The sequence below is a fragment of the Streptomyces sp. NPDC028298 genome (genome assembly GCF_055565895.1).
Genome location: NZ_JBVHTL010000003.1, coordinates 617,221 through 639,376, shown reverse-complemented (window position 1 = coordinate 639,376; position 22,156 = coordinate 617,221). Strand labels below are relative to the sequence as shown.

The following is a 22,156-nucleotide window of genomic DNA, read 5'->3' as shown; positions in this document are numbered from 1 at the left end:
GGCAACTCCTGGGGTGTGGGGCGTGGTTGGGAGTGGGGGGCGCCTGGGACCGGGGGTGCGGATGGCGCAGGGCCGGGGGTGGGGCCGGCGGGGGACCGGTGGTGGGGCCGGTGAGGCCTCGGCTTCGAGGTCAGGTGTCCAGCCGGGCGATGTCCCGCTGCGGGTCGACCATCAGGAAGGAGGCGGCGGCACCGAGGGTGAGCAGCAGCCCGGAGACCAGGACGGCGCTTTGGTATCCGCCGACGCCCCGGGCGTCGACCAGGGCTCCGACGACGGCGGGCGCGGCGAGTCCGGCCGCGGTGACCACGGCGTTCATCGTGCCCAGGGCGCCGCCCCCGCGGGACGGCGGGGCGAGTTCGGCGACGGTGGTCGCGGCGATCGTCGGGTACGAACCGCCGAGGCCGAAGCCGAGGGCGAGCAGGACGGTCGTGGCCGTCCTGCCGTCGGCGAGCGGCAGGGCGAGACAGCAGGCGGCACCGAGGGCGAGCAGCCCGCCGCCCACCCATCCACGGGCGCGGCGGCTGCCGATCCCGCGCCGCATCAGCCACCCGGTGACGGCCGCCTGGCCCAGCAGCGCGAGCGCCCCGACGAGCCAGGGGGCGATCACGACGGTGCCCGCAGCATCCGCCGAGTATCCGAGGGCGTTGCGCAGATAGGAGGGCAGCCAGACGAGCATCAGGGCCACGCACCAGTAGCTCGTGAAGTAGGCGAGGGTGATGCCGATCCAGGTACGGCTGGCGAAGATCTTCCGGTACGGAACGTCCGCCCGCGTCTTCACCGGCCGGACGACTGCCGCTTCCGTACCGGCTTCCGTGCCGGCGCCCGCACCGGCGTCCATACCGGCCTCCGTACCGGATTCCTTGCCGACGGAGTGTCCGCCATCGGCGCCGAGTGCGGCCCAGGCCACGGCCCACACCAGTCCCGCGGCGGCGAGCACCCACAGGGCGGCCCGCCATCCGTGGTGCTGGATCACCCAGGACAGTCCGGGCGCGGAGACGATCACGCCGAGGGTGACGCCCAGGGTGACCAGCGCGCCAGGGAGGTTGCGCCGCTCGTCGGGGAACCACGACAGAGTGGCCTTTTGCGCCACGGGGAACGCGGGCCCTTCCGCCGCGCCGAGGAACATCCGCGAGGCGACGAGGACGGCGAGGCCGCCCCCGAACGCGGCCGGCACCTGGGCCACCGACCACAGGACGGCCATCACGAGGATGAGCGTCTTGGTGGACAGCCGGTCGGCAGCGAGTCCGACGACCACGGCGGCCACGGAGAAGAGCAGGAAGAACGCGCTGTTGGCGAGCCCGAACTGAGTGGCGCTCAGGTCGAGGTCGGCGCGGATCTCGTCGGCGGCCAGGCCCAGTACGGACTTGTCCGCGAAGTTGACCATCATGAAGACGACGAGCAGCGCGGTCACCGTCCAGGCGCGGGTGCCGCCGCCGGTGGCCGGGGAGGTCCCGGCCGACGGCCGGTGCACGGTGGGTACCGCGGTCATGGTTGCTCCTGTCGGAGAGGGACGACGGCCTTGCGCGGCAGGCCCGTCGGAGTGGTGCGGGCCGGACCGAATCGGATCGGCCCGGCCCGGATCGGGCCGAGCCGGGCCGGGCCGGGCCGGGTTCAGGACAGCGGGACGCCCGCGATGGCGATGCGCTCCATGACGCGACGCCGCGGGTAGTAGTCGTTGATCGCGTAGTGCTGGGTGGCGATGTTGTCCCAGACGGCGATCGAGTCGGGCTCCCAGTGGAAGCGGACCTGGTACTCGGGGATGCGCGCCTGGAGCACCAGGATGTCGAGGAGTTCGCGGCTCTCCGCGTCCGTCAGGCCCTGGATGCGGGTGGTGAAGGGCTCGTTGACGTACAGGGTCCGGCGGCCGCTGCGCGGGTGGCGCACCGCCACGGGGTGCTCGGCGCGCGGCGACAGTGCGCGGAAGGCGGCCTTCTGCTCGTCGTTCATGAGCGCGCCCCAACTGGGTTCCCAGTCGTGGACGGCGGTGAGGTGCTCGATGCGCTCCTTCAAGTCGTCGGGCAGGTTGTCGTAGGCGGCGGCCATGTCCGCCCACAGGGTGTCGCCGCCCGCGGCGGGGACCTCGACGGCGCGCAGCACGGAGCCGAGTGCCGGGTTGGCCATGAAGGAGTGGTCGCTGTGCCAGATGTTCTTGTTGCCGGCGGCCTTCGCGTCCTTGGCGAGGCGGGAGACACCGGCGGTCTCGGTCTTCGGGAAGAAGGGGTTGGGCTCCGGGGAGCCCCAGACGGCGGAGAGCGCGAGCTGGTGTTCGGCGGTGAAGCCGGTCTGGTCGCGGAAGAAGATCACCTTCCACTCCAGCAGCGCCTGCCGCAGCTCCTCGGCGAGCTCGTCGTCGATCGGGCGGGTCAGGTCGACTCCGCCGAGCACGGCACCGAAGTGCGGGGTGAGCGGGGCGATCTCCAGGCGCTGATAGGCGGCGGGCGCGGCACCGGGGGCGAGCCGTTCCAGGACGCGGCTTCCGTAGTGCATGAGCGGCTTGTCCAGGACGGGCTTCGGGCGCTCGACGGCACTGGTCACGACAGGGTGCACGGGGGTTCCTCCCAACGGCGAACCAAATACGTAACCGGCAGTATCGATATTGAGCGACGGCGGGGCAAGGGGGTACGGCGGGTGGATTTCACCGGGGCGAGGTACGGGCCGGCAGCCGAGCCGCGTACGGGCGGAGCCCGTCACGTACGGGCGAGCCGGTCGCCGCATGACCCGGTGGCCGGTCGGCACACGGATCGGTAGCGGGTCTGCACAGGACCGGTAGCGGGTCTGTACACGGACCGGTGGCCGGTCACGTACCGGCGGGTCGGCTGCGGCGCTCCGGAGAAGCGGAGGTCAGGCGTCCGACGTCAGGGCCGGACGGCCACCGCTCGGGCGATCATGTCCACCATCGAGTCGACGAGCGCCTGGTCCGGCAGCCGCAGTTCCCCGATCATCCGGAAGACCAGCGAGGCCGCGACCAGGGTCGAGGCGTCCGTCAGGTCGACGTCGGGACGCACCTCGCCGCGGGCGACACCGCGCTCCAGCAGGTTCCGGGTCTGGCTCATGACCCGTGCCGTGTAGGCGCGGTAGGCGGCGGGCTCGGCACCCGCCTCGGCGGAGGCGCCGATCACCCCGGCGAGCAGGCGCGCGACACCGGGCTGCCGGTACGCCTCCATGCGCGCCGTCAGAACGGCCCGCAGCTCGGCACGGAAGTCACCCATGTCCGGAACGCTCAGCGACCCGATCCGCGACTCGGCGGCGGCGATGACGAGGTCCTGCTTGGTGGGCCAGCGCCGGTACATCGCCGGCTTGCTGACCCCGGCCCGGGCCGCGACGGCGTCCATGGTCAGCGCGCCCATGCCGCTCTCCGTGACCAGCTCCACGACGGCGTCCAGCACCGCCGCGGTGACGTGCTCCTGCCGCGGCCGTCCCGGCCCCCGCCGTGCGCCCTCCACCCGCTGTTCCGCCATGCCGCGACCCTAGTCGACGTGCCCGGACCGATTCCCCCTGCGCCCCTCGGGGGCCGGGCGGGCTCTGGCGTGAAGCTCTGAATGGTGGTTCACTTCTTTCATGGCGTACCGCAAGACCCCTTCCGAGATCCGCCGGCTGGAAGCGGCCCGAGAGAACCTGATCGCCTGCGCCACCGCGGTCGTGGCCGAGGTGGGCTGGGCCCAGACGTCGGTGACCGCGGTGGCCGACTCGGCGGGCATCTCGGCCGGCTCGGTGTACCAGCACTTCCCGTCCAAGGCGGCTCTCGCCGTGGAGGTGTTCCGGCGCGCCGCGGGCCGTGAGGTGGAGGTGCTCGGCGAGGTCCTGGACGGCGAGGGCGACCCCGTCGAACGGCTCGCCCGGGGGATCGAGGTGTTCGCGCGCCGGGCCTTGGAGAACCGCGGCTTGGCCTACGCCCTGCTCGCCGCCCCGGCCGAGGCCGCGGTGGGCGCCGAGCGCCTCGCATTCCGGCGCCGCTACCGCGCGTTGTTCGCCGAGGTGGTGCGCCAGGGCATGGCGGCCGGCCTGCTGCCCGCGCAGAACGGCGAGATCACCGCCGCGGCGCTCACCGGCGCGATCGGGGAGGTGCTGGTGGACCCGCTCGGCGCCCCGGCGGAGCAAGCACCGGACGAACTCCTCGCGGAAATCACCGAGATGGCCCTGCGGTGCGCGGGCGCCGCTCCCTGCTCATCCCCGCCCCTCCCCGCCGACCGCACACCGGAGGTTCCCGCATGACCGCGACCACCACGGCGCACAGTCACCCCACCGCCGTGACCCACGAAGTCACCAACCAGGCACCGCCGTTGACGGGTCACGACGCCGCGGCCGACCCCGTGCTGCTCGAAGGCGTGAACCGCGAGGGCGCTTCCTGGCACCTCGACGAGCTCCACCGGTTCGGCCGGTACGTGGGCAGCGCGGAGGCGCAGACCTGGGCGGACCAGGCCAACCGTCACGAGCCGGAACTGCGTACCCACGACCGCTACGGCCATCGCGTGGACGAGGTCGACTTCCACCCCGCCTACCACGCGCTCATGGACGCCTCGGTGAGCGCGGGCCTCGCGGGCGCCGCCTGGGCGGACGACCGCCCCGGCGCCCATGTCGCGCGGGCGGCGGGCTTCATGCTGGCCACGATGCTGGAGCCGGGCCATCTGTGCCCCGTCTCCATGACGTACGCGGTGGTCCCCGCCCTGCGTCACTCCCCCGAACTCGCCAAGGTCTACGAGCCCCTGCTGACCAGCCGTGTCTACGAGGCCGGACTGCGCACCCCGGCCGAGAAGCCCGGCCTGCTCGCCGGGATGGGCATGACCGAGAAGCAGGGCGGCAGTGACGTACGCGCCAACACCACCACCGCGACCGAGCGGAGTGACGGCACCTGGCGGCTGCGCGGCCACAAGTGGTTCACCAGCGCCCCGATGAACGACCTGTTCCTCGTCCTGGCGCAGGCGCCCGGCGGGCTCTCCTGCTTCCTCGTCCCGCGCGTGCTGCCCGACGGCAGCCGCAACACCTTCCGTGTCCAGCGGCTCAAGGACAAGCTCGGCAACCGTTCCAACGCCAGCAGCGAGCCCGAGTTCGACGACACCGTGGCCTGGCTCGTCGGCCCCGAGGGCAAGGGCGTGCGCACCATCATCGAGATGGTGACCATGACGCGCCTGGACTGTGTGCTCGGCTCCGCCGCCGGTACCCGCGCGGCCCTCGCCCAGGCCGCCCATCACGCGCGTCACCGCTCCGCGTTCGGCGCGAAGCTGATCGACCAGCCGCTCATGCGCAACGTCCTCGCCGATCTGGCACTGGAGTCGGAGGCGGCCACCACGCTCGCCCTGCGGCTGGCCGGCGCCGCGGACCGGGCCCAGCGCGGGGACGCCGGGGAGCGCGCCTTCCTGCGCCTGGCCACGGCCGTCGGCAAGTACTGGGTGTGCAAGCGCCAGCCCGCCGCGGTCGCCGAAGCCCTCGAATGCCTGGGCGGCAACGGCTACGACGAGGCGTCCGGCATGCCCCGGCTGTACCGCGAGGCCCCGCTCAACAGCATCTGGGAGGGCTCGGGCAACGTCAGCGCCCTCGACATGCTGCGCGCCCTCACGCGTGAGCCCGACTCGCTGGAGGCGTTCCACGCGGAGATCGAGCAGGCGACCGGCACCGACCCCCGGTTCGACGCCGCCTGGCGGGAGTTGCGGGGCGAGCTCGTCCTGACGGAGGACGCGCCCCTGCGCGCCCGCCGGGTCGCCGAACGCGCCGCCCTCGTCCTCCAGGCCTCCCTGCTCATCCGCCACGCACCACCCGCGGTGTCCGACGCCTTCTGCGCCTCCCGCCTGGCCGGCGACCGGGGCCTGGCCTTCGGCACCCTGCCCCCGGGCACGGATTTCGCGGGGGTGCTGGAACGCCTTCCCGCCTGACGGCGCCATCCTGCGCCGCCGGGCAACGGGGGCTCCAGAAATGCCATCTGACCCGATATGGCGACGACACCTGACCCCTCCACCGGCTCGACCGGGCGGGCCCGCGCGATCGGTCTCGTCGTAGGGGCATGCCTGGCGGCGAGCGCGTGCGGTTTCACGGGCGGCTCCGCCCGGCCGTCCGCGGCGCCGTCCGGCGGGCCCGGCCGGCCGTCCGCGCCCGGCTACCAGCAGGCGTACGACGCCGGATTCGCCAGGGGCGAGCGGCTGTTCACGGACGGCGGCAAGGGCTCCGCGGTACGGGAGGTGAACGGTGGGTGTGTCCGGCGCTCCCTCACCGCGAAGCCCACGGCCGTGGTGGACCTCGACCGGGGAGCATGGGTTCTGGGCTGCAAACAGGGCAGCGCGAACAGCGTCCCCCACCCCCCGAGCGGTCCCGTGACCCGGCGTGAACCCGACCCGGACCTGCTCCACCGCTTCGGGAGCTGGGCGCGGCAGAACGAGGCCGCGGACTCCGCCCACCACCTCACCGAGGTCACGCTGGTCCACCTCGACGGCGACGCCTACGACGTCGAGCTCACCACCACGTACACCGCCGGAGCCGAGGGACCGGGCGTGCACGGCCTGGCCCGTGACTTCGCGCGCTGGTGGGACGGCGACGACGGTGACGGAACCGCCTGGAATGTCGTCGTCGCCGACAGCGACGGGCAACGCCTCGCCGCCCGCGCCCTGCACGCCCGCGACACATCGTCGTGACCGACGCACTGCGCAGCCGTTCCGAGCCCCTCGCGCACCACAAACCCCCGGCCAGCGCTTGCTCACCAGGGCCGGCCGCCCAATGCTGGATCTGAGGACTGCACCCGGGCGGACCGCCCGGGTGAGCCGGTCATGGCAGGCGGCCCGCTTATGCTCCGCCGCCTGTCCGGGTGACTGCGCCCCGAACCGCCGACCGCGTCGTAGGTCAGGCGACCCTGCCGCCCCCCGCTGCCCTCGCGACATCGGGCGGCAGCGTCCAGGCTGGTCATGAGCCCCCTCGGCCACTCCTCGCCGAGGTGAAGGAGCTGATCACCATGACGAACCTGGCGGGATTCCCGCAGCGCCCGGTCCGGGTGAACGCGCGTGTCGACTCGCCACTGTCCCGATGGCTGTGGCTCGTGAAGTGGATCCTCGCCATTCCGCACTACGTGGTGCTGTTCTTCCTCTGGATCGCCTTCACCGTGGTGACCGTGATCGCGTTCTTCGCCATCCTGTTCACCGAGCGCTACCCCCGCGGCTTGTTCGACTTCAACCTGGGTGTGCTGCGCTGGAGTTGGCGGGTCTCGTACTACTCGTACGACGCCCTGGGCACCGACCGGTACCCGCCGTTCAGCCTGGGCGAGGAACCGGACTACCCGGCACGGCTGGACATCGCCTACCCCGAGCGGCTCTCCCGCGGCCTGGTCCTCGTCAAGTGGTGGCTCCTGGCCATCCCGCAGTACGTGATCATCGGCTTCTTCCTCGGCGGCGCCCAGTTCGGATGGTGGTCCGGCGGGCTGATCGGCGTGCTGACGATCATCGCGGCCGTGATCCTGGCCTTCACCGAGAAATACCCGAGGGACCTGTTCGCCCTGATCATCGGCCTCAACCGGTGGGTCCTGCGGGTCACCGCCTACGTCACCCTGATGACGGACGCCTACCCGCCGTTCCGCCTGGACCAGGGCGGCTCCGAGGATCAGTTCGTGACGGAGTAGGAGTGCGCGCCGGTTCCGGCCAGCCCGCCGCCGTCGGCGATCAGGTACTCGTCGCGGATCGGGCGGCCCACGAACCAGGACTCCAGGATCTCGCGGGTGCCCGCGGCGTACCGGGCCTGCGCGGACAGCGACGAGCCCGAGATGTGCGGGGTCATGCCGTGGTGCGGCATGGTCCGCCAGGGGTGGTCGGCGGGGGCCGGCTGCGGGTACCAGACGTCGCCCGCGTAGCCCGCCAACCGCCCGCTGCGCAGCGCGCGGTCCACGGCGTCCCGGTCGACGATCTTCGCCCGGGCGGTGTTGATGAGGTACGCGCCGCGCTTCATCGTCGCCAGCAGGTCGTCACCGAAGAGGCCTTCGGTCTCGGGGTGCAGGGGGGCGTTGATCGTGACGACGTCACAGTGCGGGACCATCTCTGCGGCCGAGGCGTGGAAGACGAGCCCCAGTTCGCGTTCGGTCTTCTCCGGGAGCCGGTGCCGGTCGGTGTAGTGCAGCTTCACGTCGAACGGGGCGAGACGGCGCAGGACCGCGAGGCCGATGCGTCCGGCGGCGACCGTCCCGACGTGCATGCCCTCCAGGTCGTACGAACGGGCCACGCAGTCGGCGATGTTCCAGCCGCCGTCGAGGACGACCTGGTGGGACGCCAGGTAGTTGCGGACCAGGGAGAGCGTCGTCATCACGACGTGTTCGGCGACGCTGATGCTGTTGCAGTACGTCACTTCGGCGACCGTCACCCCGTGCGCGATCGCGGCGTCGAGGTCGACATGGTCGGAGCCGATGCCCGCGGTGACGGCCAGTTTCAGGTTCTTCGCGGCGGCGATCCGCTCCGCTGTCAGGTAGGCCGGCCAGAACGGCTGGGAGATCACCACGTCCGCGTCCGGCAGCTCCCGCTCGAAGACCGAGCCGTCGCCGTCCTTGTCGGAGGTGACGACGAGGGTGTGCCCCGCCTTCTCCAGGTAGGCGCGCAGGCCGAGTTCGCCCGAGACGCTGCCGAGCAGATGGCCCGGCGTGAAGTCGATCGCCTCGGGGGCCGGGGTGGTCTGGCCGCCAGGGTAGTGGTCGATGGCGGGGAGGTCGTCGCGGGCGTACGTCGTCGGGTATCCGTCGGAGGGGTCGTCGTACAGGACGCAGAGCACCTTGGCCATGTCTCGGCTCCTCAACTGGCTTTGCGGGAAGGTGCCGTTCACGATCCTCGGGGTCATTCGCGCCGGTCAAAGCGAACCTCGCTATGCGCTCATAGCCCGCCGCTATGAGTCGCGCTCGCGCAGGAAGGAGCGCAGCAGCACGTCGAGCGCGTCGCGGACGCCGGCCTCGCGCGCCACGGCGACGAGGGCCCCGGACGTACCCAGCACCCTGGCCATGCTCGATCCGGCCCGGACCGAAGGACCGTTGCGGCTCGACCGGGCGTCCTACTTCCTGTCGACGATCGAGCTCCGCCGGGGCAAGGCACCGACGATGGCCCCCTGGCGCAAGCGACTGTTCATCGCGACCTCGTACATCACCGCGGACGCCGCCGAGTACTTCGGCCTCCCCCGGGACCGCACGGTCATCATGGGTTCTCAGATCGACGTGTAGCAGGAAGCGGGCCCGCCGTTTGTCGCGTAGGCGCCGGAGGCCGCGACCAGCTCGCGAGCGAGCTCTGTCGGGACCGGAGGGGTCAGGGGAGCCGTGGTCACCCTCGACGTGCCGTGCTGAGTCGGTCAACGAGAGGTGCGCGACCCTGCGGCCGACCGTACGAGGGCGACCGCGGGTGCGGCGGCCAGGAGGACCGCCAAGGTCGCGTAGCCGTGATCGAGGGTGGTGAGCGTGGCGACGACGGCGACGAGCAACGGGCCGCCCGCGTCGCCGAGTTCACGGCCGAGCTCGGCGGCGCCCATCGTCTGGCCGAGCCGTTCGGCGGGGGTCGACGCGGCCAGGGCGGCGAAGCCGAGCGGGGTGATCAGGCCCGTTCCGGTGCCGATCAGGGCCGCGCCGGAGAGCAGCCCCGGAACGCCCGGCAGGGTCGCGCAGCCCAGACCGGCGGCGGCGAGCAGCAGCCCCGACGTGATCCCGCCCCGTGCGGTCAGGCGCCCGGCGTCCAGGGCGCGTCCTGCCCAGGGCTGGACGACGGCGGCGCAGGCGGCGAGCACCGACACGGCCGCGCCCGTGGCGACCGTGTCCAGGCCGTCCGCCCGGCCGGTGACGGGCAGGAAGCCCACGCCGACGGACAGGGCGGCGGTCGCCGCGGCCAGCGCCGCGGTCGGGCGGAGGAAGTCCGGATGTGTGAGCCGTCTGGCCAGGTCAAGCACCGTCTGACGGACCTTCGGCAGCGGCGGCACCACGGGAACGGCGAGCGCCGCCCAGCAGGCGACGGCCGCGCCGAGCACCGCGAGGACCGTGAACAGCAGCCGCAGCCCGCCCGCCCACACGAGCACTCCGCCGAGCAGCGGGCCGAGCGTGTAGCCGACGGACTTGTAGAAGCCGTAGCTGCCGAAAGCCCTGCCGCGCTTCGCCGCCGGGTTGAGCCGGGCGACCAGCGCGGAGGCCGAGGGCGAGAAGGCGGACGCGGCGGCGCCCTGGCCCAGGCGCGCCGCCCACAGCAGTCCTGGCCTGTCCGCCACCGCGTACACGGCGGAGGCGGCGGCGAACGCGACGAGCCCGCCGAGCAGGACCGGACGGGCCCCGACACGGTCCGCGAGCGTGCCGAAGACCGGCTTGAGCAACACCTCAGCGCCGTCGTACAGGGCGAGCAGCCCGCCGAGCACCATCAGCGACGTGACCGCACCGCTCCCGTGGCCGCCGAGGTTCGCGGCGATGCCGTGCGCGCCGAACGCGGTCGTGAACCCGGCCGCGTACAACGGCCACATCTGCCGTGCCGGGGCCGGCCGGGGGTCGGGAGTGCCGGTCATCGGCCGCTCCGGCGTCCCGCGCGGGGCACGGAAGTCCTGCTCCGTGCAGCCTTCACGAGCATGCGCATACGAGGCCCTTGATGTAGGCGGGGTCGGTCCAGGAGTCCGTCACGTTCCCCGGGCGTCGGCCGATCACCCACTGCGCCGAGGGGGGGACGCCATCATCTTCTCCGCGAGCCCGGCTTTCCACCTGGCATGCGGGAAAGGATCCATGGTTCACGTCGGCCAGGTGTGGCTCCTGTCCGAGCCGAGCCCGTCGGCCGGGCGGCCCGCCTTCGCGAGGAAGTCGTCGGCGCCCGCCTCCCCCGGCGATGAGCGGGCCACCTTGGCCTACGGGTCTCCGCGTCAGGGAAGGCGGAACCGGAGTCGGCAGATCACGGCGTCGGTCTCCCGCCTCACCGCGTGGGCGACCACCGCTCCCCGCTGGTTCTGGAGGAGGCGCTGCCACAGCCGCTCCGGTTCGGTCTCCGGGATCAGCACGGTCACCCGGGTGCCGGGTGCGGCGGCGGCCACCTCGCGGACGTACGCGGCTATGGGACGCCCCAGGCCGCGCCGTTCGCACGCGAGCCGCACCAGCTCCACCCCCGGGTCCCACCGCGCCCACGCACGCTCGAAGGCGAGCGTCGCCGCCTGGTCCTCGGGATCCGCGTAGCAGACGGTCACCGCGCGGACCTCGTCGCCGAGCGAGGCCGCCGCGGTCAACGCCTCCGACGTGAGCCGGGAGAGCGAGGAGACCGGCACGACGACCAGAGAGCGCTCGCGACGGGGAGCCTCGGGGACGCGGCCGAGTCCGAGCCGCTCGCCGATCCGGCCATAGGCGCGGTGCACCGCCTCGAAGCCCACCACCAGTGCCGGGAGTGCGAGCACGATCAGCCAGGCGCCGTCCGTGAACTTGCTCGCGGTGACGACGACCGCGGCGACACCGGTGAGGAGTGCGCCGAAGCCGTTGAGCAGTGCCTTCCCTCGCCGGCCGCGCGGCCTGTCCGTCAGCCAGTGTTTGACCATGCCCACCTGAGCGATCGTGAAGCCGACGAAGACGCCGATGGCGAACAGGGGCACGAGGGTGTTCGTGTCCCCGCCGGAGAAGACGAGCAGCGCGGCCGAGACGACGGCCAGCGCCAGGACGCCGTGCCGGTGGACCTGCCGGTCGGCCTTCAGGGCGAAGACGTGCGGGGCGTAGTTGTCGCGGGCGAGCAGTTTCATCAGGACGGGGAGCCCGCCGAAGGAGGTGTTCGCGGAGAGCGCCAGCAGGATCATCGTGGCGAACTGGATGACGTAGAAGGCCCAGTTGTGGCCGAGGGAGGCGTCCGCGAGCTGGGCGAGGACGGTGACGCCCTCGACCGGCTGGAGATGGAAGCGGCCGATCAGCACCGACAGACCGACCAGCATCAGTCCGAGTACGGCGCCCAGGGCCACCTCGGCGTGCTGTGCTCGGCGCACCCGCGGCACCCGGAAGGACGGGACGGCGTTCGCGATGGCCTCCACACCCGTCAGCGCGGCACAACCGGAGGCGAACGCCTTCAGCAGGAGCAGCGCGCCCACGGTCGAGGCGTTGTCCGCGAGAACGGAGGCGTGCCCGTCCGCGGTCACCGTGCTCACGGGGTGGGACCGGAAGAGCCCGACGATGATCAGTACGAGGATCGAGCCGACGAAGACGACCGTCGGCACGATGAACGCTCTCGCCGACTCCACGATCCCGCGCAGGTTGACGCCCGTGATCAAGGCCAGCACCGCCAGGCACAGCCACAGCCGGTCTTCGTACAGGGCCGGGAAGGCAGAGGTCAGGGCCGCGACGCCGGCCGTCACGGCGACCGCGACGTTGAGGACGTAGTCCAGCAGCAGCGAGGCCGCGGCCACCAGGCTGGTGCGCGGGCCCAGGTGCCTCTTGGCCACGGCGTAGGAGCCACCGCCGTCCGGGAAGGCCGCGATGACCTGCCGATAGGAGGCCACCAGAACGGCCAGCAGGCCGGCGATGGCCAGTGTCACCGGCATCGTGAAGCCCAGTCCGTGGGCGCCGGCGGCGGCGAGGACGAGGACGATCGCCTCCGGGCCGTACGCCACCGACGCCATCGCGTCCAGTGACAGGGCCGCGAGCCCGGTGACGGCGGTCAGCCGATGCCGCTCGCCCGTATCGGGGGGCTCCTCACCGGAGGGGACGGCGTCCGGTCGCTCGGTGGGGGTCAGGACGGACATGGGTGCGTGCTCCTTCGTTCCTCAGCCCCGCACGACGGCCGACGGGCGCGCGGGTGCACCCAGGTTCAGTCCGGAACCCGGATCGGCGGCCGTTCCTTGCGCCTTCTTCGCGCCCGATCGGCCTGCCTTGACGGGACCTTGACGGGAAGGAGGGCGGAGATCCGGGCCAGGCCCTGGGATCACCGGCCTGGTTCGGCCTGCCTGCCACGACGCGAGTCGCGCCGGTACACGCGTATGAGACGCGTCAGCATCCGCTTCTCCGGCGTCAGAGGTCCGTCAGCGACGATGGCCGGACCCGGCAGGGCCGCATAGCGTCGGTCGCGTGGAAGGAAACGGACCCGTCGGCTCGATCGGTGACCGGAACTGGCGTGGCAGCGTGCGGCTCGCGGTGACCTGCGCCCTGCTGTTCTGTGGCCTGGCCCTGCTCGTCGACTGGGACGCGGGGAGCGTCACGTCCCTGCGCGCCCTGCTGTGGCTCGCGGTGTCCGCGGCGGTGGGCGTCGTCCTGCTGCCGCCCCGGGTGAGCGCCGGTCCCGGCTGGCTGGCGGTCCGCACGCCGTGGCGCCGACGGGTCGTCCGCACGGACGCGTTGACGAGCGTGCGGCAGTACGACGGTGTCTCCTCCCACCTCGTACTGCGCGACGCGAGCGGGCACCGGTTGGAGCTCGACCCCCGTGTCCTGACCGCGAACCCGCTGATCTGGCACGAACTCGACACCGGCGTGCGCCGCTCCGTCGAGCGCGGCACCCTGCGCCAGGGAGCCGAGCTCCTCGACCGTCTGGGACACCGGATCGACGACGAGACGGTGCGTGCCGTGCTCAGGGCGTCGGGACTCTCCGGCTGAGCGGCGGCCCGGCGCCGACCGGCCGATGTCCGTCGACAGCGTGAAGCGATTGATGGGTTGGGGGTGTTCCTACTGCGGGGACGGCTCAGTGACTCGTGGGACGCGGGCGGCCGAGCGCGAACCGGCTCGGTCCGGGCTCTCCGCGTACCAGCGCGGCCGCCAACTCGCCGATGACCGAGGCGAACTTGAAGCCGTGCCCGGAGAACCCTCCCAGCACGGTGACCGGGCCCTGCCGGTCGATCACGAAGTCATGGTCGGGGGTGGTGGTGTACAGGCAGGTCACGGCCTCGGGCGCGGTGTGGTCCACGCCGGGGAGCCAGCGCTCGGCGTACGCCGCCAGTTCTCGCAGGATCGCGGGGTCCGGGGTGCGGTCGCGCCGGTCGGGGTCGACGACCGGGCCGACGCCGTGGAAGCCCGCCTTCACGCCGTCGACGCTGCCGAGTCCGTACACCCCGTCCGCGGTGAGGCCGTCCACGGGCAGCGCGGCGCCCGGGTGGTGGATGTAGCTGGGCCAGGTGAGCGCGTCCGCCGCGGGGAAGTGCGCGGGCTGCTCCTGGGTGACACGCAGCACCGGTACGCCGCCGACCGGCGGAGCGGTACCGCCGCCCAGCATTCCGGGCGCCCAGCCGCCGACCGCGACCACGACCGCGTCGGCGCGCAGTTCCTCCTCCGTGTCCGTGACCACCCGGACCTCGGCGTCGCCGTGCACCGACAGCCCGGTCACCCGGACGCCGTGCCGGACCTCCGCGCCGTGTGCCCGCGCCGCCTGCTGGAAGGCGGTGACCGCTTCGTCGGCGTGCAGGCGTCCGGCCTCCGGGTGGAACACCGCGCCGGTGTCGGCGCGCAGCCCCGGCCAGCGCTCGGCGACCTCCTCCGGGGCCAGCCGCTCGGCGGGGTGTCCGGCGGCGGTCAGCGTCTCGTACAGTGCCTCGGTCGTGGCGGCCGGGCCGTGGTCGAGGGCTCCGGTGAGGGTGAGCACCTGCCGTCCCGTCTCCTGTTCCAGCCGCCGCCACAGCGGCAGCGACCGCGCGGCGAGCCCGACGTAGAAGGGGTCCGGGTAGGCGAGCCGGAAGATCCGCGAGGTGCCGTGCGAGCTGCCCCGGTCGTGGCCGGGCGGGAACCGCTCCAGCAGGGTGACGCGGTCACCCTGGGCTGCGAGCCGCCATGCGGCGGACGAGCCCATGACCCCGCCACCGATGACGACGACTCGACGAGAAGACACGATGCTCGATCCTTCGGTGAACACCCCGGACCGACCGGGCAACCGGACGCCCCGGGGTTTTCCAGCCTGACCTGCAACGTTCTATCAGCCGTCAGCCCGGAGCGAACCAGCCGGGTCCACCCCGCCCGTCCCCGAGACGGCGCCGGTCACGAGGGCCCGCATGCTCCGTCTGCCCAGGGTGGCGCGAACCGAGAGCACGTCACCAGGGCACCTCTCCCTCGTCGTTGAAGAAGCGTCCCGTCGGCCCGTCGTCCGACACGGTGGCCAGCCGGATCGCGGCGGCCGCGCCCTGCTGGGGAGTGCGCACTCCCGTGAAGCCGTTGAGGTCGGTCGCCGTGAAACCGGGGCAGACGGCGTTGATCAGGATGTTGGTGCCGGCCAGTTCCTTGGCGTACTGCACGGTGACGGCGTTGAGGAACGTCTTCGACGGAGCGTAGGCGATGGAGATGGGGCCGGTCTCGGTGCCGGGCGTGGTCTGGAGTGTGAGGGAGCCGACGCTGCTGGAGACGTTCACGATCCGCGGCGACGGCGAGCGGCGCAGCAGCGGGAGCAGGGCGTTGGTGACACGGATGACGCCGATCACGTTGGTCTCCACGGCCGACCGTACCCGGTTCACGTCGACCGTGGTGGGCTCCTGCGGTCCGCCGCCGGTGATCGCCGCGTTGTTGACGAGCGCGTCGAGCCGTCCGGCCCGCTCCTCCATCAGCCGAGCCGCCGCGGTGACGCCGGCGTCGTCGGTCACGTCCAGCGGCACGCCGAACGCGTCGGCTCCGGCGGCTCGCAACTTGTCCACGGCGGTCTCGCGCCGCTCCTCGTTCCGCGCGCCGACTCCGACGGACCAGCCGAGGGCGCCGAGCCCGGCGGCGATCTCGTACCCGATGCCCTTGTTGGCCCCGGTCACCAGCGCGACCTTGTGGTGGTTCACGGTGTTCGTCTCACTCATGACACCGATACTTCTCCCCTGCCGGACAGGGCGTCCAAGACCGACTGGGTGGACGGCGATACCGCCCGGGTATCGCTCCTGGCCCTCCCGGTTAGGCTGGCGGGGTGGAGACACGTGAGCTGCGGTACTTCGTCGCGGTCGCCGAGGAGCTGCACTTCGGCCGGGCCGCGCGGCGGCTCGGGATCGCCCAGCCCCCGCTGTCACGGGCGATCGGCGGACTCGAACGGCGCCTGGGCACGCTCCTGCTGGAGCGCGGCAGCCGGGGTGTCTCCCTGACCGGGGCGGGGGCGGTGCTGCTGCGGGAGGCGCGGGCGGCGCTGGACGCCGTCGAGGCCGCCGAACGGCGCACCCGCCGGGCCGCGCTCGCGGCGACCGGCAGCCCCGCCGTGGTCCTGGCCGCGAAGGCGGGCGCTTCCGGTGAACTGCTGGCGAAACTCCTCAACGCCTACGCCGCCGAGCCCGGCGCCGTCGCGGTGGACGTCGTGCTGTGCGGGCCGGGTGAGCAGACGCGGTTGCTGCACGACGGCCGGGCCGACGTGGCCCTGCTGCATCGGCCGTTCGACGACACGGCCGGCTTCGACACCGAGGAGCTGCACTCCGAGGGTCAGGTGGCGATCCTCCCGGCGGGCCACCCTCTCGGCGCCCGCCCCCACGTGCGGCTCGCCGAGGTCACCGACCTTCCCGACCTGCCCCTGCCCCGCTGGCCCCACCCTGACGGCACGTTCCCGGACGGCCCCGGACCGCAGGTGCGCGACCACACGCAACTCACCCAGCTCATCGCCCTCGGCCGCGCCTGCGCGGTCGTGCCGGAGTCGGGCCGCACCGGCCTGCGCGAGGACCTCACCGCCGTACCGGTCCGCGACGCCCCCCACGTCACCACGGTCATCGCCTGGCCCCCGCACAGCCGCTCGACGGCGGTCGCGGGGCTGGTCCGCGCCGCCACCGCCCTGTGACCGCCGGCGAAGTGACGACAGGCCTGCCTTGGTGACATCGTCGTGTGACCAGGCTCGGTGGTTGGCACTGGACAACGTTCGCGACCTGCACCGATGCCAAGTAGCTCCAGCAACTGGAGACACGGAATCAGCAAGATAGTTGGCATTTCGGTACACCGCAGGTCACGGGGTGTTTCGCGGAGGGCACTGGGGGCCATCCGCACTCCGGGCGAAGGGCCCGCTCAGGTGCGGCCGACGGACATCAGGTCCCGACGCAGCTTCTCTGCTGATGATCCGCACGGTGATGCATCCAGAGCACCACGTCGCAGACTCGCAACGTGCTGACGGTTACTGGGAGATCGGCGGAATGCCGTAGGGCGGTCAGATCGCGATGCAGCGCATGGTCGTCGGCACGCCATGCGCCATGCAGGTCGAGCCAGAACGACTTCGGCCGGCCGAGAACGCACCGAACGACTTGGTCGTAGACCGGCAGCAGCCGCGGGCGCTTTCGGGCAAGGAGCTTGCCTGCCGTCACCCACCCGAATCCGGGCTGGTCGCAGAGAACGCGCCAGGCAGTGTGGGCCGGAGCCCCTTCGGCCAGGTCGGCAGCCTCGGCCTCGACCATGTCGATGTCGAAGCGAACGCTGCTCAGCAGCTCGGACAACCGGATTCCAAGGTCGCCTTCGAGTAGATCGACGGCGACCTGCGCAGGAATCCTGACCGAGAGAGTCTGCACGGCAATCAGGTCGTCGGCGGTCACTACGTTCGCGACCGCCTGACGGTCCCCTCCGCCGGCCAGATGCTCGAAGCGACTACCCGTGAACGGCACTGCCTCATCGAGCAGGCCGATGCCGAAATAGCGTCGGAGATCGGGTACGGCCTGATCAGAGGTGATGAGGCTGTTCAGCCGGTGGGCGAGCGTCGGTTGACTCAATGCCGCAACCAGGTGGCGAAGGCGTCGGCTGTGCGTGGCGCGGGTTCGGCATTGCAGACGGCTCCCAGGGTGGCCATCCGTTTCCTGCCGTGTTTCTCCCCGATGGAGCACGGTGGGCAGGTCCTGCGCTGGCTCGGCCGGCCAATGCTGGAGCAATCGCTCCACGATGCCCACCCGTAAGGCGGTTCGACGGTGCCTCCCGAGGCCGTATCCACAGCGCGCGTCCTCTGGACGCGAACGGACTGCCCGGGGGGCCGCCGCCCGGTCCCCCGGCAGTGCGGAATGGCGTGAGCGTTCGCATCGTTCGCAGCCCCGGTGACGGACGCCGGATCGGCTCCCGTCAGGTAGAGGACGCGCGCAGCGCCGCGTACTGGGTGGCGGGTGGCTGGGCTCAGATCCAGGTGTCGAGCCACATTCTGGTGTGCCAGTCGGCGTACGGGATCGTCTGTCCGGTGTAGACCGGGAAGAAGTAGATGAAGTTCCAGGCGATGAGCAGGACCAGCAGGCCCGCGGCCACCGCGCCTCGTATGCGGCGCCCCTGAGTCGCTCCCGCAGGACCCAACAGGGCTCCCAGCATCATCGTCACGGCCAGGCACAGGTAGGGCACGAAGACGACCGCGTAGAAGGAGAAGATCGTGCGGTCCTGGTAGAGGAACCAGGGCAGATAGCCGGCACCTACCGCACAGAGGATCGCGCCGGAGCGCCAGTCACGGCGCAGCGCCCATCGGTAGAGCAGGTACACGAGTGCGCAGCACGCCAACCACCACAGGAGCGGTGTTCCCAGGGCGAGGATTGCCTGTGCGCAGCCGGCCGTCGCGTGGCAGCCGTCCTGCCCGGGTGCCGGCGACTGGTAGTGGAACAGCACAGGGCGACCGAGGACCGGCCAACTCCAGGGGTTCGACTGGTACTTGTGGGGAGTACTCAGTCCCACATTGAACTGGTAGACGGCGTGCTCGTAGTGCCACAGGCTGCGCAACGGTGCCGGGATCCACGACCAGGTGCCACCCCGGGCGTCCGCCCAGTGGCGTGCGTAGCCGTTGTCGGACAGGAACCAGCCGGTCCATGCCGTCAGGTACGTCAGGACAGCGACCGGGGCGAGGGACAGCACCGACCAGCCGAGGTCCTTACGCAGCGCCGCGCGGTAGGGGCGGTGCGCTCCTGCCACGCGGCGAGCGCCGACATCCCACAGCAGGGTGAGGATCACGAAGAAGGCGAGGAAGTACAGGCCGTTCCATTTGGTCGAGGCCGCCAGGCCCAGGCACAGGCCTGCGGCAAGCCGCCAGGGTCGCGCTCCCGTCCCGGCACGGTCGCCGGTGTGTCCGTCCGGGCGCACCCGGCCGTCCTCGTCGACCGGCAGAGCTGCCGCGAGCCGGGCCCGCGAGCTGTCGCGGTCGATGAGCAGGCAGCCGAACGCGGCCAGTACGAAGAACATGACGACGAGGTCCAGCAGCGCGGTGCGGCTCATCACGTAGTGCAGACCGTCCACGGCCATCAGCGCTCCGGCCAGGCAGCCCATCAGGGTCGAACGGAACAGGCGGCGTCCTATTCGGCACAGCATCAGCACCGACAGCGTGCCAAGGAGCGCCGTCATGAAACGCCAGCCGAAGGGGGTGAGGCCGAAGATCCACTCGCCGAGGGCGATGACCCATTTGCCCGTCGGCGGGTGCGCGACGAAGGACCCGGTGTCGGAGAGCGGGATCACCTGCGGACCGGCGAGGATCTGCGGGTCGGAGATCTTGCTGCTGGGCCAGGTGCCCTCGTAGCCGAACCGCAGCATCGACCAGGCGTCCTTGGCGTAATACGTCTCGTCGAACATGACCGCCCGCGGGCTGCCCAGGCGCCAAAAACGCGGCAGCCCGGCCAGGAGCGCCACCAGCAGCGGCCCGCCCCACTGCGACCAGCGCGCCAGCCGGCGCCCCGCTGCCGGGGAGAACCCGAGCGTGCGCCAAAGCCATGACCCGGGTTCGGGAAACGGCACGACCAGGCGCTCGCGCACGGACACAGACGGACGCCCGACGTGCCCGAAGTCCCGCAGCCGCCGCTCCCAGGAGGCCGGCCGGCCATTCACCCCCTCCCCTGACTCGTCGACCAACACGGGCGTTTTCTCATGGATCACTGGTGAGCCTTCTCATGTGGAGGACAGGACGAGCGGGAGCAACTGCCCGGCAATCGGTGGTCGGTGGTCGTCACGCCGGCTCAGGCCGGCCCTCGCTGACCGCGACTGCCTGAACCCGGACAAGACGCAGTCTGGAGGAGGTTGAGGCCGACACCGGCTCGAGCGTTGAAGAACGGTGCGTTATCTGCCCCCTCTTGCGGCCAAGGCGGAACGGGCACACGACGGAGCAGGCAGGAGACGGCGCCGGACCGACGTGGCAAAGGACAGAACAAGCCCGCCGCGCCCTCACGTTGGACACGAAATTCACCTACCAGGAGCGATCTGAGTCCCCGCAGGTTCCGCGTTTCCCGAACCGGTAACCCACTTCGGCGCAAACCGTGCCGGGCAGGAGCTGTCCATTGACAGGGAAGCCGGTCGCCGTCGCGTCGCCGACCTGCAGCGACCACGTTGGGTGTCACTGGTGCGAGAGGCGTCGGCCGTCTACCTGATCCGGGCCGAGGCGTGCGCGACGAAGTGTTGAGGAATGTCCGCGCCTCAGCCGACCTCGTCCGCAGTTCTTCGCGCTCTGTTGCGCGGTGAAGCGCGCCGATCATCCCGATGGTCTGCTCCGCCTGTGCATGCAGGTCGTCATCGGGTACGAGCAGGCGCAGTCGGTGAACAGCTTGGAAGGCCTGACCACGGATCCGCAAAGCTTCCGTTCTGGCCGCCACGTGCGCCGGACCGTCACGTTCCTCGTCCTGACGGTGCCACCAGTCGTGCCGGCTCCGTATCAATTCGTTGGTCGCTGCGGTGAAGGACAGAACGGCGCTGCTCCGACGTCCTCGCCACCGCCTGCGACCGGCCCGTTGCCTCGGTGCAGACAGGCGACCTCGAGGCGCACCTGCGCAAGGCCCAATCTCCATAGAAACGGGGCACACCAGGGTTCGGTGGCAGGTCATCCGCCGACGCCCCGGGGCGAACGGCGAGGGACACCTGAGACTCGACACGGTTCGGGACTCCCTGCGACCAGAATCTGCACCTCCGCGTCTCCGTACGCACAATCATTGAGTAGTTGACACGAACGCGCAGCACGCCGGAAGCTCAACAGCCCTGAGGAAGCAACAGGTCAGCCGCCTCGGACAGGCTGCAAGCCGGGCCCGCTACCCTCAGGTCCGCGCCCTGTGTACGGTGCCAACTATCCCGCTTTTGTGCCAACTGAAAAGCTTCGTCACATCGCGTCAGCGCCGCACGCGGGGCATCCCCAGCCCGATCCACGAGATGATCTCCCGCTGGATCTCGTTGTTGCCGCCGCCGAAGGTGAAGATCACGGCCGAGCGGTAGCCGCGTTCGAGTTCGCCGTGCAGGACGGCGCCGGCCGAGCCCTCCTTGAGGACACCGGGAGCCGCCACGATCTCCATCAGCCAGGCGTACGCGTCCCGGCGCGCCTCGGAGCCGTACACCTTGACGGCGGAGGCGTCCTGCGGGGTGAGCGTGCCCTCCTGGACGGCGTTCACCATGCGCCAGTTGAGGAGTTTCATGGCGTCCAGCCGGGTGTGCGTGCGCGCGAGGAGGCGGCGCACCCACGGGAGGTCGACGACGCGGCGGCCGTCGGCGAGCTTGGTCTCCATCGCCCAGCGCTGGACGTCGTGCAGGGCGCGGATGGCCATGGTGCCGTGTGCCGCGAGGGTGACGCGCTCGTGGTTGAGCTGGTTGGTGATCAGCCGCCAGCCCTTGTTCTCCTCGCCGACCCGGCGCGTGGCGGGGACGCGGATGTTCTCGTAGTAGCTGGCCGTGGTGTCGTGCGAGGCGAGCGTGTTGATCAGGGTGCAGGAGTAGCCGGGGTCGGAGGTCGGGACGAGGAGCATGGTGATGCCCTTGTGCGGCGGGGCGTCCGGGTCGGTGCGGACCGCGAGCCACACCCAGTCGGCCGTGTCGCCGTTGGTCGTCCAGATCTTCTGGCCGTCGACCGTGTAGTGGCCGCTCTCCTCGTCGCCCTCCCGCACGGCCCGGGTCCGGAGCGCGGCCAGGTCGGTCCCGGCACCGGGCTCGCTGTAGCCGATCGCGAAGTCGATCTCACCGGCCAGGATCTTCGGCAGGAAGTACGACTTCTGCTCCTCCGTTCCGAACCGCATGATCGTCGGCCCCACCGTGTTGAGCGCCATCAGTGGCAACGGCACCCCGGCCTGGGCGGCCTCGTCGAAGAAGATGAACTGCTCCATCGGGCTCAGGCCCCGCCCGCCGTACTCCTTGGGCCAGCCGACCCCGAGCCAGCCGTCGGTGCCGAGGCGTCGGATCGTCTCGCGGTAGAAGCGCTTCTGCGCCGCGGGATCGCCGTAGCGGGCGTAGGCGTTGTCCGGCACCAACTCGGCGAAGTAGAGACGAAGTTCGGTCCGCAACCGCTGCTGCTCCGGCGTGTATTCGAGATGCACGGCGCCTCCTGCTCCCCGAGCCCGACCTGACGGCGCACACCGTAGAACGTGTTCCAGAAATTGGGAATGCCGATGACGCGGACGG

General features: G+C 71.6%; 18 protein-coding genes. 7 read left to right on the top strand and 11 right to left on the bottom strand.

From position 1 onward, the window contains the following. Nucleotides 1-130: 130 nt before the first annotated feature. The 3 genes from ACZ4TO_RS17965 to ACZ4TO_RS17955 all read right to left on the bottom strand — a co-directional run bounded on the left by ACZ4TO_RS17965 (nucleotide 131) and on the right by ACZ4TO_RS17955 (nucleotide 3,458). Entirely contained in the window at nucleotides 131-1,489 is a 1,359-nt protein-coding gene (locus tag ACZ4TO_RS17965) for an MFS transporter (RefSeq protein WP_468024683.1), read from the bottom strand. A gap of 122 nt (nucleotides 1,490-1,611) precedes the next feature. Then, a complete protein-coding gene (locus ACZ4TO_RS17960; RefSeq protein ID WP_468024801.1) occupies nucleotides 1,612-2,487 on the bottom strand; it encodes a TauD/TfdA dioxygenase family protein in 876 nt (291 codons plus the stop codon). 368 nt (nucleotides 2,488-2,855) lie between these two features. Beyond that, entirely contained in the window at nucleotides 2,856-3,458 is a 603-nt protein-coding gene (locus tag ACZ4TO_RS17955; protein WP_468024682.1) for a TetR/AcrR family transcriptional regulator, read from the bottom strand. Nucleotides 3,459-3,558: 100 nt separating this feature from the next. On the opposite strand from ACZ4TO_RS17955, the gene ACZ4TO_RS17950 reads away from it, so the two are divergent. The 4 genes from ACZ4TO_RS17950 (at nucleotide 3,559) to ACZ4TO_RS17935 (ending at nucleotide 7,594) form a co-directional block, all read left to right on the top strand. Next, nucleotides 3,559-4,212 (top strand): TetR/AcrR family transcriptional regulator, encoded by a 654-nt coding sequence (locus ACZ4TO_RS17950; RefSeq protein WP_468024681.1) that lies wholly within the window; start codon nucleotides 3,559-3,561, stop codon nucleotides 4,210-4,212. Then, nucleotides 4,209-5,867, top strand: coding sequence for an acyl-CoA dehydrogenase family protein (locus tag ACZ4TO_RS17945; protein WP_468024680.1), 1,659 nt, complete (start codon nucleotides 4,209-4,211; stop codon nucleotides 5,865-5,867). Before ACZ4TO_RS17950 ends, ACZ4TO_RS17945 begins: the two co-directional genes overlap by 4 nt. Nucleotides 5,868-5,924: 57 nt before the next feature. Further along, a complete protein-coding gene (locus ACZ4TO_RS17940) occupies nucleotides 5,925-6,620 on the top strand; it encodes a hypothetical protein (protein WP_468024679.1) in 696 nt (231 codons plus the stop codon). A 314-nt stretch (nucleotides 6,621-6,934) separates the two neighbouring features. Next, nucleotides 6,935-7,594, top strand: coding sequence for a DUF4389 domain-containing protein (locus ACZ4TO_RS17935; RefSeq protein ID WP_385044054.1), 660 nt, complete (start codon nucleotides 6,935-6,937; stop codon nucleotides 7,592-7,594). Here ACZ4TO_RS17935 and ACZ4TO_RS17930 read toward each other — a convergent pair. Then, nucleotides 7,576-8,736, bottom strand: coding sequence for an NAD-dependent formate dehydrogenase (locus ACZ4TO_RS17930; RefSeq protein ID WP_468024678.1), 1,161 nt, complete (start codon nucleotides 8,734-8,736; stop codon nucleotides 7,576-7,578). The genes ACZ4TO_RS17935 and ACZ4TO_RS17930 overlap by 19 nt on opposite strands. Before the next feature lie 214 nt (nucleotides 8,737-8,950). Here ACZ4TO_RS17930 and ACZ4TO_RS17925 point away from each other — a divergent pair, with 214 nt between their 5' ends. Further along, nucleotides 8,951-9,166 (top strand): KUP/HAK/KT family potassium transporter, encoded by a 216-nt coding sequence (locus ACZ4TO_RS17925; protein ID WP_468024677.1) that lies wholly within the window; start codon nucleotides 8,951-8,953, stop codon nucleotides 9,164-9,166. A 125-nt stretch (nucleotides 9,167-9,291) separates the two neighbouring features. Here ACZ4TO_RS17925 and ACZ4TO_RS17920 read toward each other — a convergent pair whose 3' ends face one another. Then, nucleotides 9,292-10,479, bottom strand: coding sequence for an MFS transporter (locus tag ACZ4TO_RS17920; RefSeq protein ID WP_468024676.1), 1,188 nt, complete (start codon nucleotides 10,477-10,479; stop codon nucleotides 9,292-9,294). Between the two features lie 345 nt (nucleotides 10,480-10,824). Then, complete coding sequence (locus tag ACZ4TO_RS17915; RefSeq protein WP_468024675.1) at nucleotides 10,825-12,672, bottom strand: APC family permease; 1,848 nt, start codon at nucleotides 12,670-12,672, stop codon at nucleotides 10,825-10,827. 322 nt (nucleotides 12,673-12,994) lie between these two features. Here ACZ4TO_RS17915 and ACZ4TO_RS17910 point away from each other — a divergent pair, with 322 nt between their 5' ends. Further along, entirely contained in the window at nucleotides 12,995-13,516 is a 522-nt protein-coding gene (locus ACZ4TO_RS17910) for a hypothetical protein (protein ID WP_468024674.1), read from the top strand. Between the two features lie 85 nt (nucleotides 13,517-13,601). Here the strand turns inward: ACZ4TO_RS17910 and ACZ4TO_RS17905 are convergent, their stop codons facing one another. Continuing rightward, nucleotides 13,602-14,738, bottom strand: a complete 1,137-nt coding sequence (locus tag ACZ4TO_RS17905; RefSeq protein ID WP_468024673.1) for an FAD-dependent oxidoreductase — start codon at nucleotides 14,736-14,738, stop codon at nucleotides 13,602-13,604. A 199-nt stretch (nucleotides 14,739-14,937) separates the two neighbouring features. After that, nucleotides 14,938-15,681 (bottom strand): SDR family oxidoreductase, encoded by a 744-nt coding sequence (locus tag ACZ4TO_RS17900; RefSeq protein ID WP_468024672.1) that lies wholly within the window; start codon nucleotides 15,679-15,681, stop codon nucleotides 14,938-14,940. Nucleotides 15,682-15,785: 104 nt separating this feature from the next. Here ACZ4TO_RS17900 and ACZ4TO_RS17895 point away from each other — a divergent pair, with 104 nt between their 5' ends. Further along, nucleotides 15,786-16,634: a LysR family transcriptional regulator gene (locus tag ACZ4TO_RS17895; protein ID WP_468024671.1), complete on the top strand. Its 849-nt coding sequence runs from the start codon at nucleotides 15,786-15,788 to the stop codon at nucleotides 16,632-16,634. Between the two features lie 241 nt (nucleotides 16,635-16,875). Here the strand turns inward: ACZ4TO_RS17895 and ACZ4TO_RS17890 are convergent, their stop codons facing one another. The 3 genes from ACZ4TO_RS17890 to ACZ4TO_RS17880 form a co-directional block, all read right to left on the bottom strand. Next, on the bottom strand, nucleotides 16,876-17,712 hold the full coding sequence (locus ACZ4TO_RS17890) for a DUF6308 family protein (RefSeq protein WP_468024670.1): 837 nt from the start codon (nucleotides 17,710-17,712) through the stop codon (nucleotides 16,876-16,878). A 226-nt stretch (nucleotides 17,713-17,938) separates the two neighbouring features. Further along, entirely contained in the window at nucleotides 17,939-19,615 is a 1,677-nt protein-coding gene (locus ACZ4TO_RS17885) for a dolichyl-phosphate-mannose--protein mannosyltransferase (protein ID WP_468024669.1), read from the bottom strand. Nucleotides 19,616-20,880: 1,265 nt separating this feature from the next. Continuing rightward, nucleotides 20,881-22,071 (bottom strand): acyl-CoA dehydrogenase family protein, encoded by a 1,191-nt coding sequence (locus tag ACZ4TO_RS17880; protein WP_467847709.1) that lies wholly within the window; start codon nucleotides 22,069-22,071, stop codon nucleotides 20,881-20,883. Nucleotides 22,072-22,156 lie beyond the last annotated feature (85 nt).

Excerpts from the sequence above, each read along its gene's own strand:
- ACZ4TO_RS17965 (WP_468024683.1), bottom strand. The coding sequence starts at position 1,489 with ATGACCGCGGTACCCACCGTGCACCGGCCGTCGGCCGGGACCTCCCCG.
- ACZ4TO_RS17960 (WP_468024801.1), bottom strand. The coding sequence starts at position 2,487 with ATGCACTACGGAAGCCGCGTCCTGGAACGGCTCGCCCCCGGTGCCGCG.
- ACZ4TO_RS17955 (WP_468024682.1), bottom strand. The coding sequence starts at position 3,458 with ATGGCGGAACAGCGGGTGGAGGGCGCACGGCGGGGGCCGGGACGGCCG.
- ACZ4TO_RS17950 (WP_468024681.1), top strand. The coding sequence starts at position 3,559 with ATGGCGTACCGCAAGACCCCTTCCGAGATCCGCCGGCTGGAAGCGGCC.
- ACZ4TO_RS17945 (WP_468024680.1), top strand. The coding sequence starts at position 4,209 with ATGACCGCGACCACCACGGCGCACAGTCACCCCACCGCCGTGACCCAC.
- ACZ4TO_RS17940 (WP_468024679.1), top strand. The coding sequence starts at position 5,925 with ATGGCGACGACACCTGACCCCTCCACCGGCTCGACCGGGCGGGCCCGC.
- ACZ4TO_RS17935 (WP_385044054.1), top strand. The coding sequence starts at position 6,935 with ATGACGAACCTGGCGGGATTCCCGCAGCGCCCGGTCCGGGTGAACGCG.
- ACZ4TO_RS17930 (WP_468024678.1), bottom strand. The coding sequence starts at position 8,736 with ATGGCCAAGGTGCTCTGCGTCCTGTACGACGACCCCTCCGACGGATAC.
- ACZ4TO_RS17925 (WP_468024677.1), top strand. The coding sequence starts at position 8,951 with ATGCTCGATCCGGCCCGGACCGAAGGACCGTTGCGGCTCGACCGGGCG.
- ACZ4TO_RS17920 (WP_468024676.1), bottom strand. The coding sequence starts at position 10,479 with ATGACCGGCACTCCCGACCCCCGGCCGGCCCCGGCACGGCAGATGTGG.
- ACZ4TO_RS17915 (WP_468024675.1), bottom strand. The coding sequence starts at position 12,672 with ATGTCCGTCCTGACCCCCACCGAGCGACCGGACGCCGTCCCCTCCGGT.
- ACZ4TO_RS17900 (WP_468024672.1), bottom strand. The coding sequence starts at position 15,681 with ATGAGTGAGACGAACACCGTGAACCACCACAAGGTCGCGCTGGTGACC.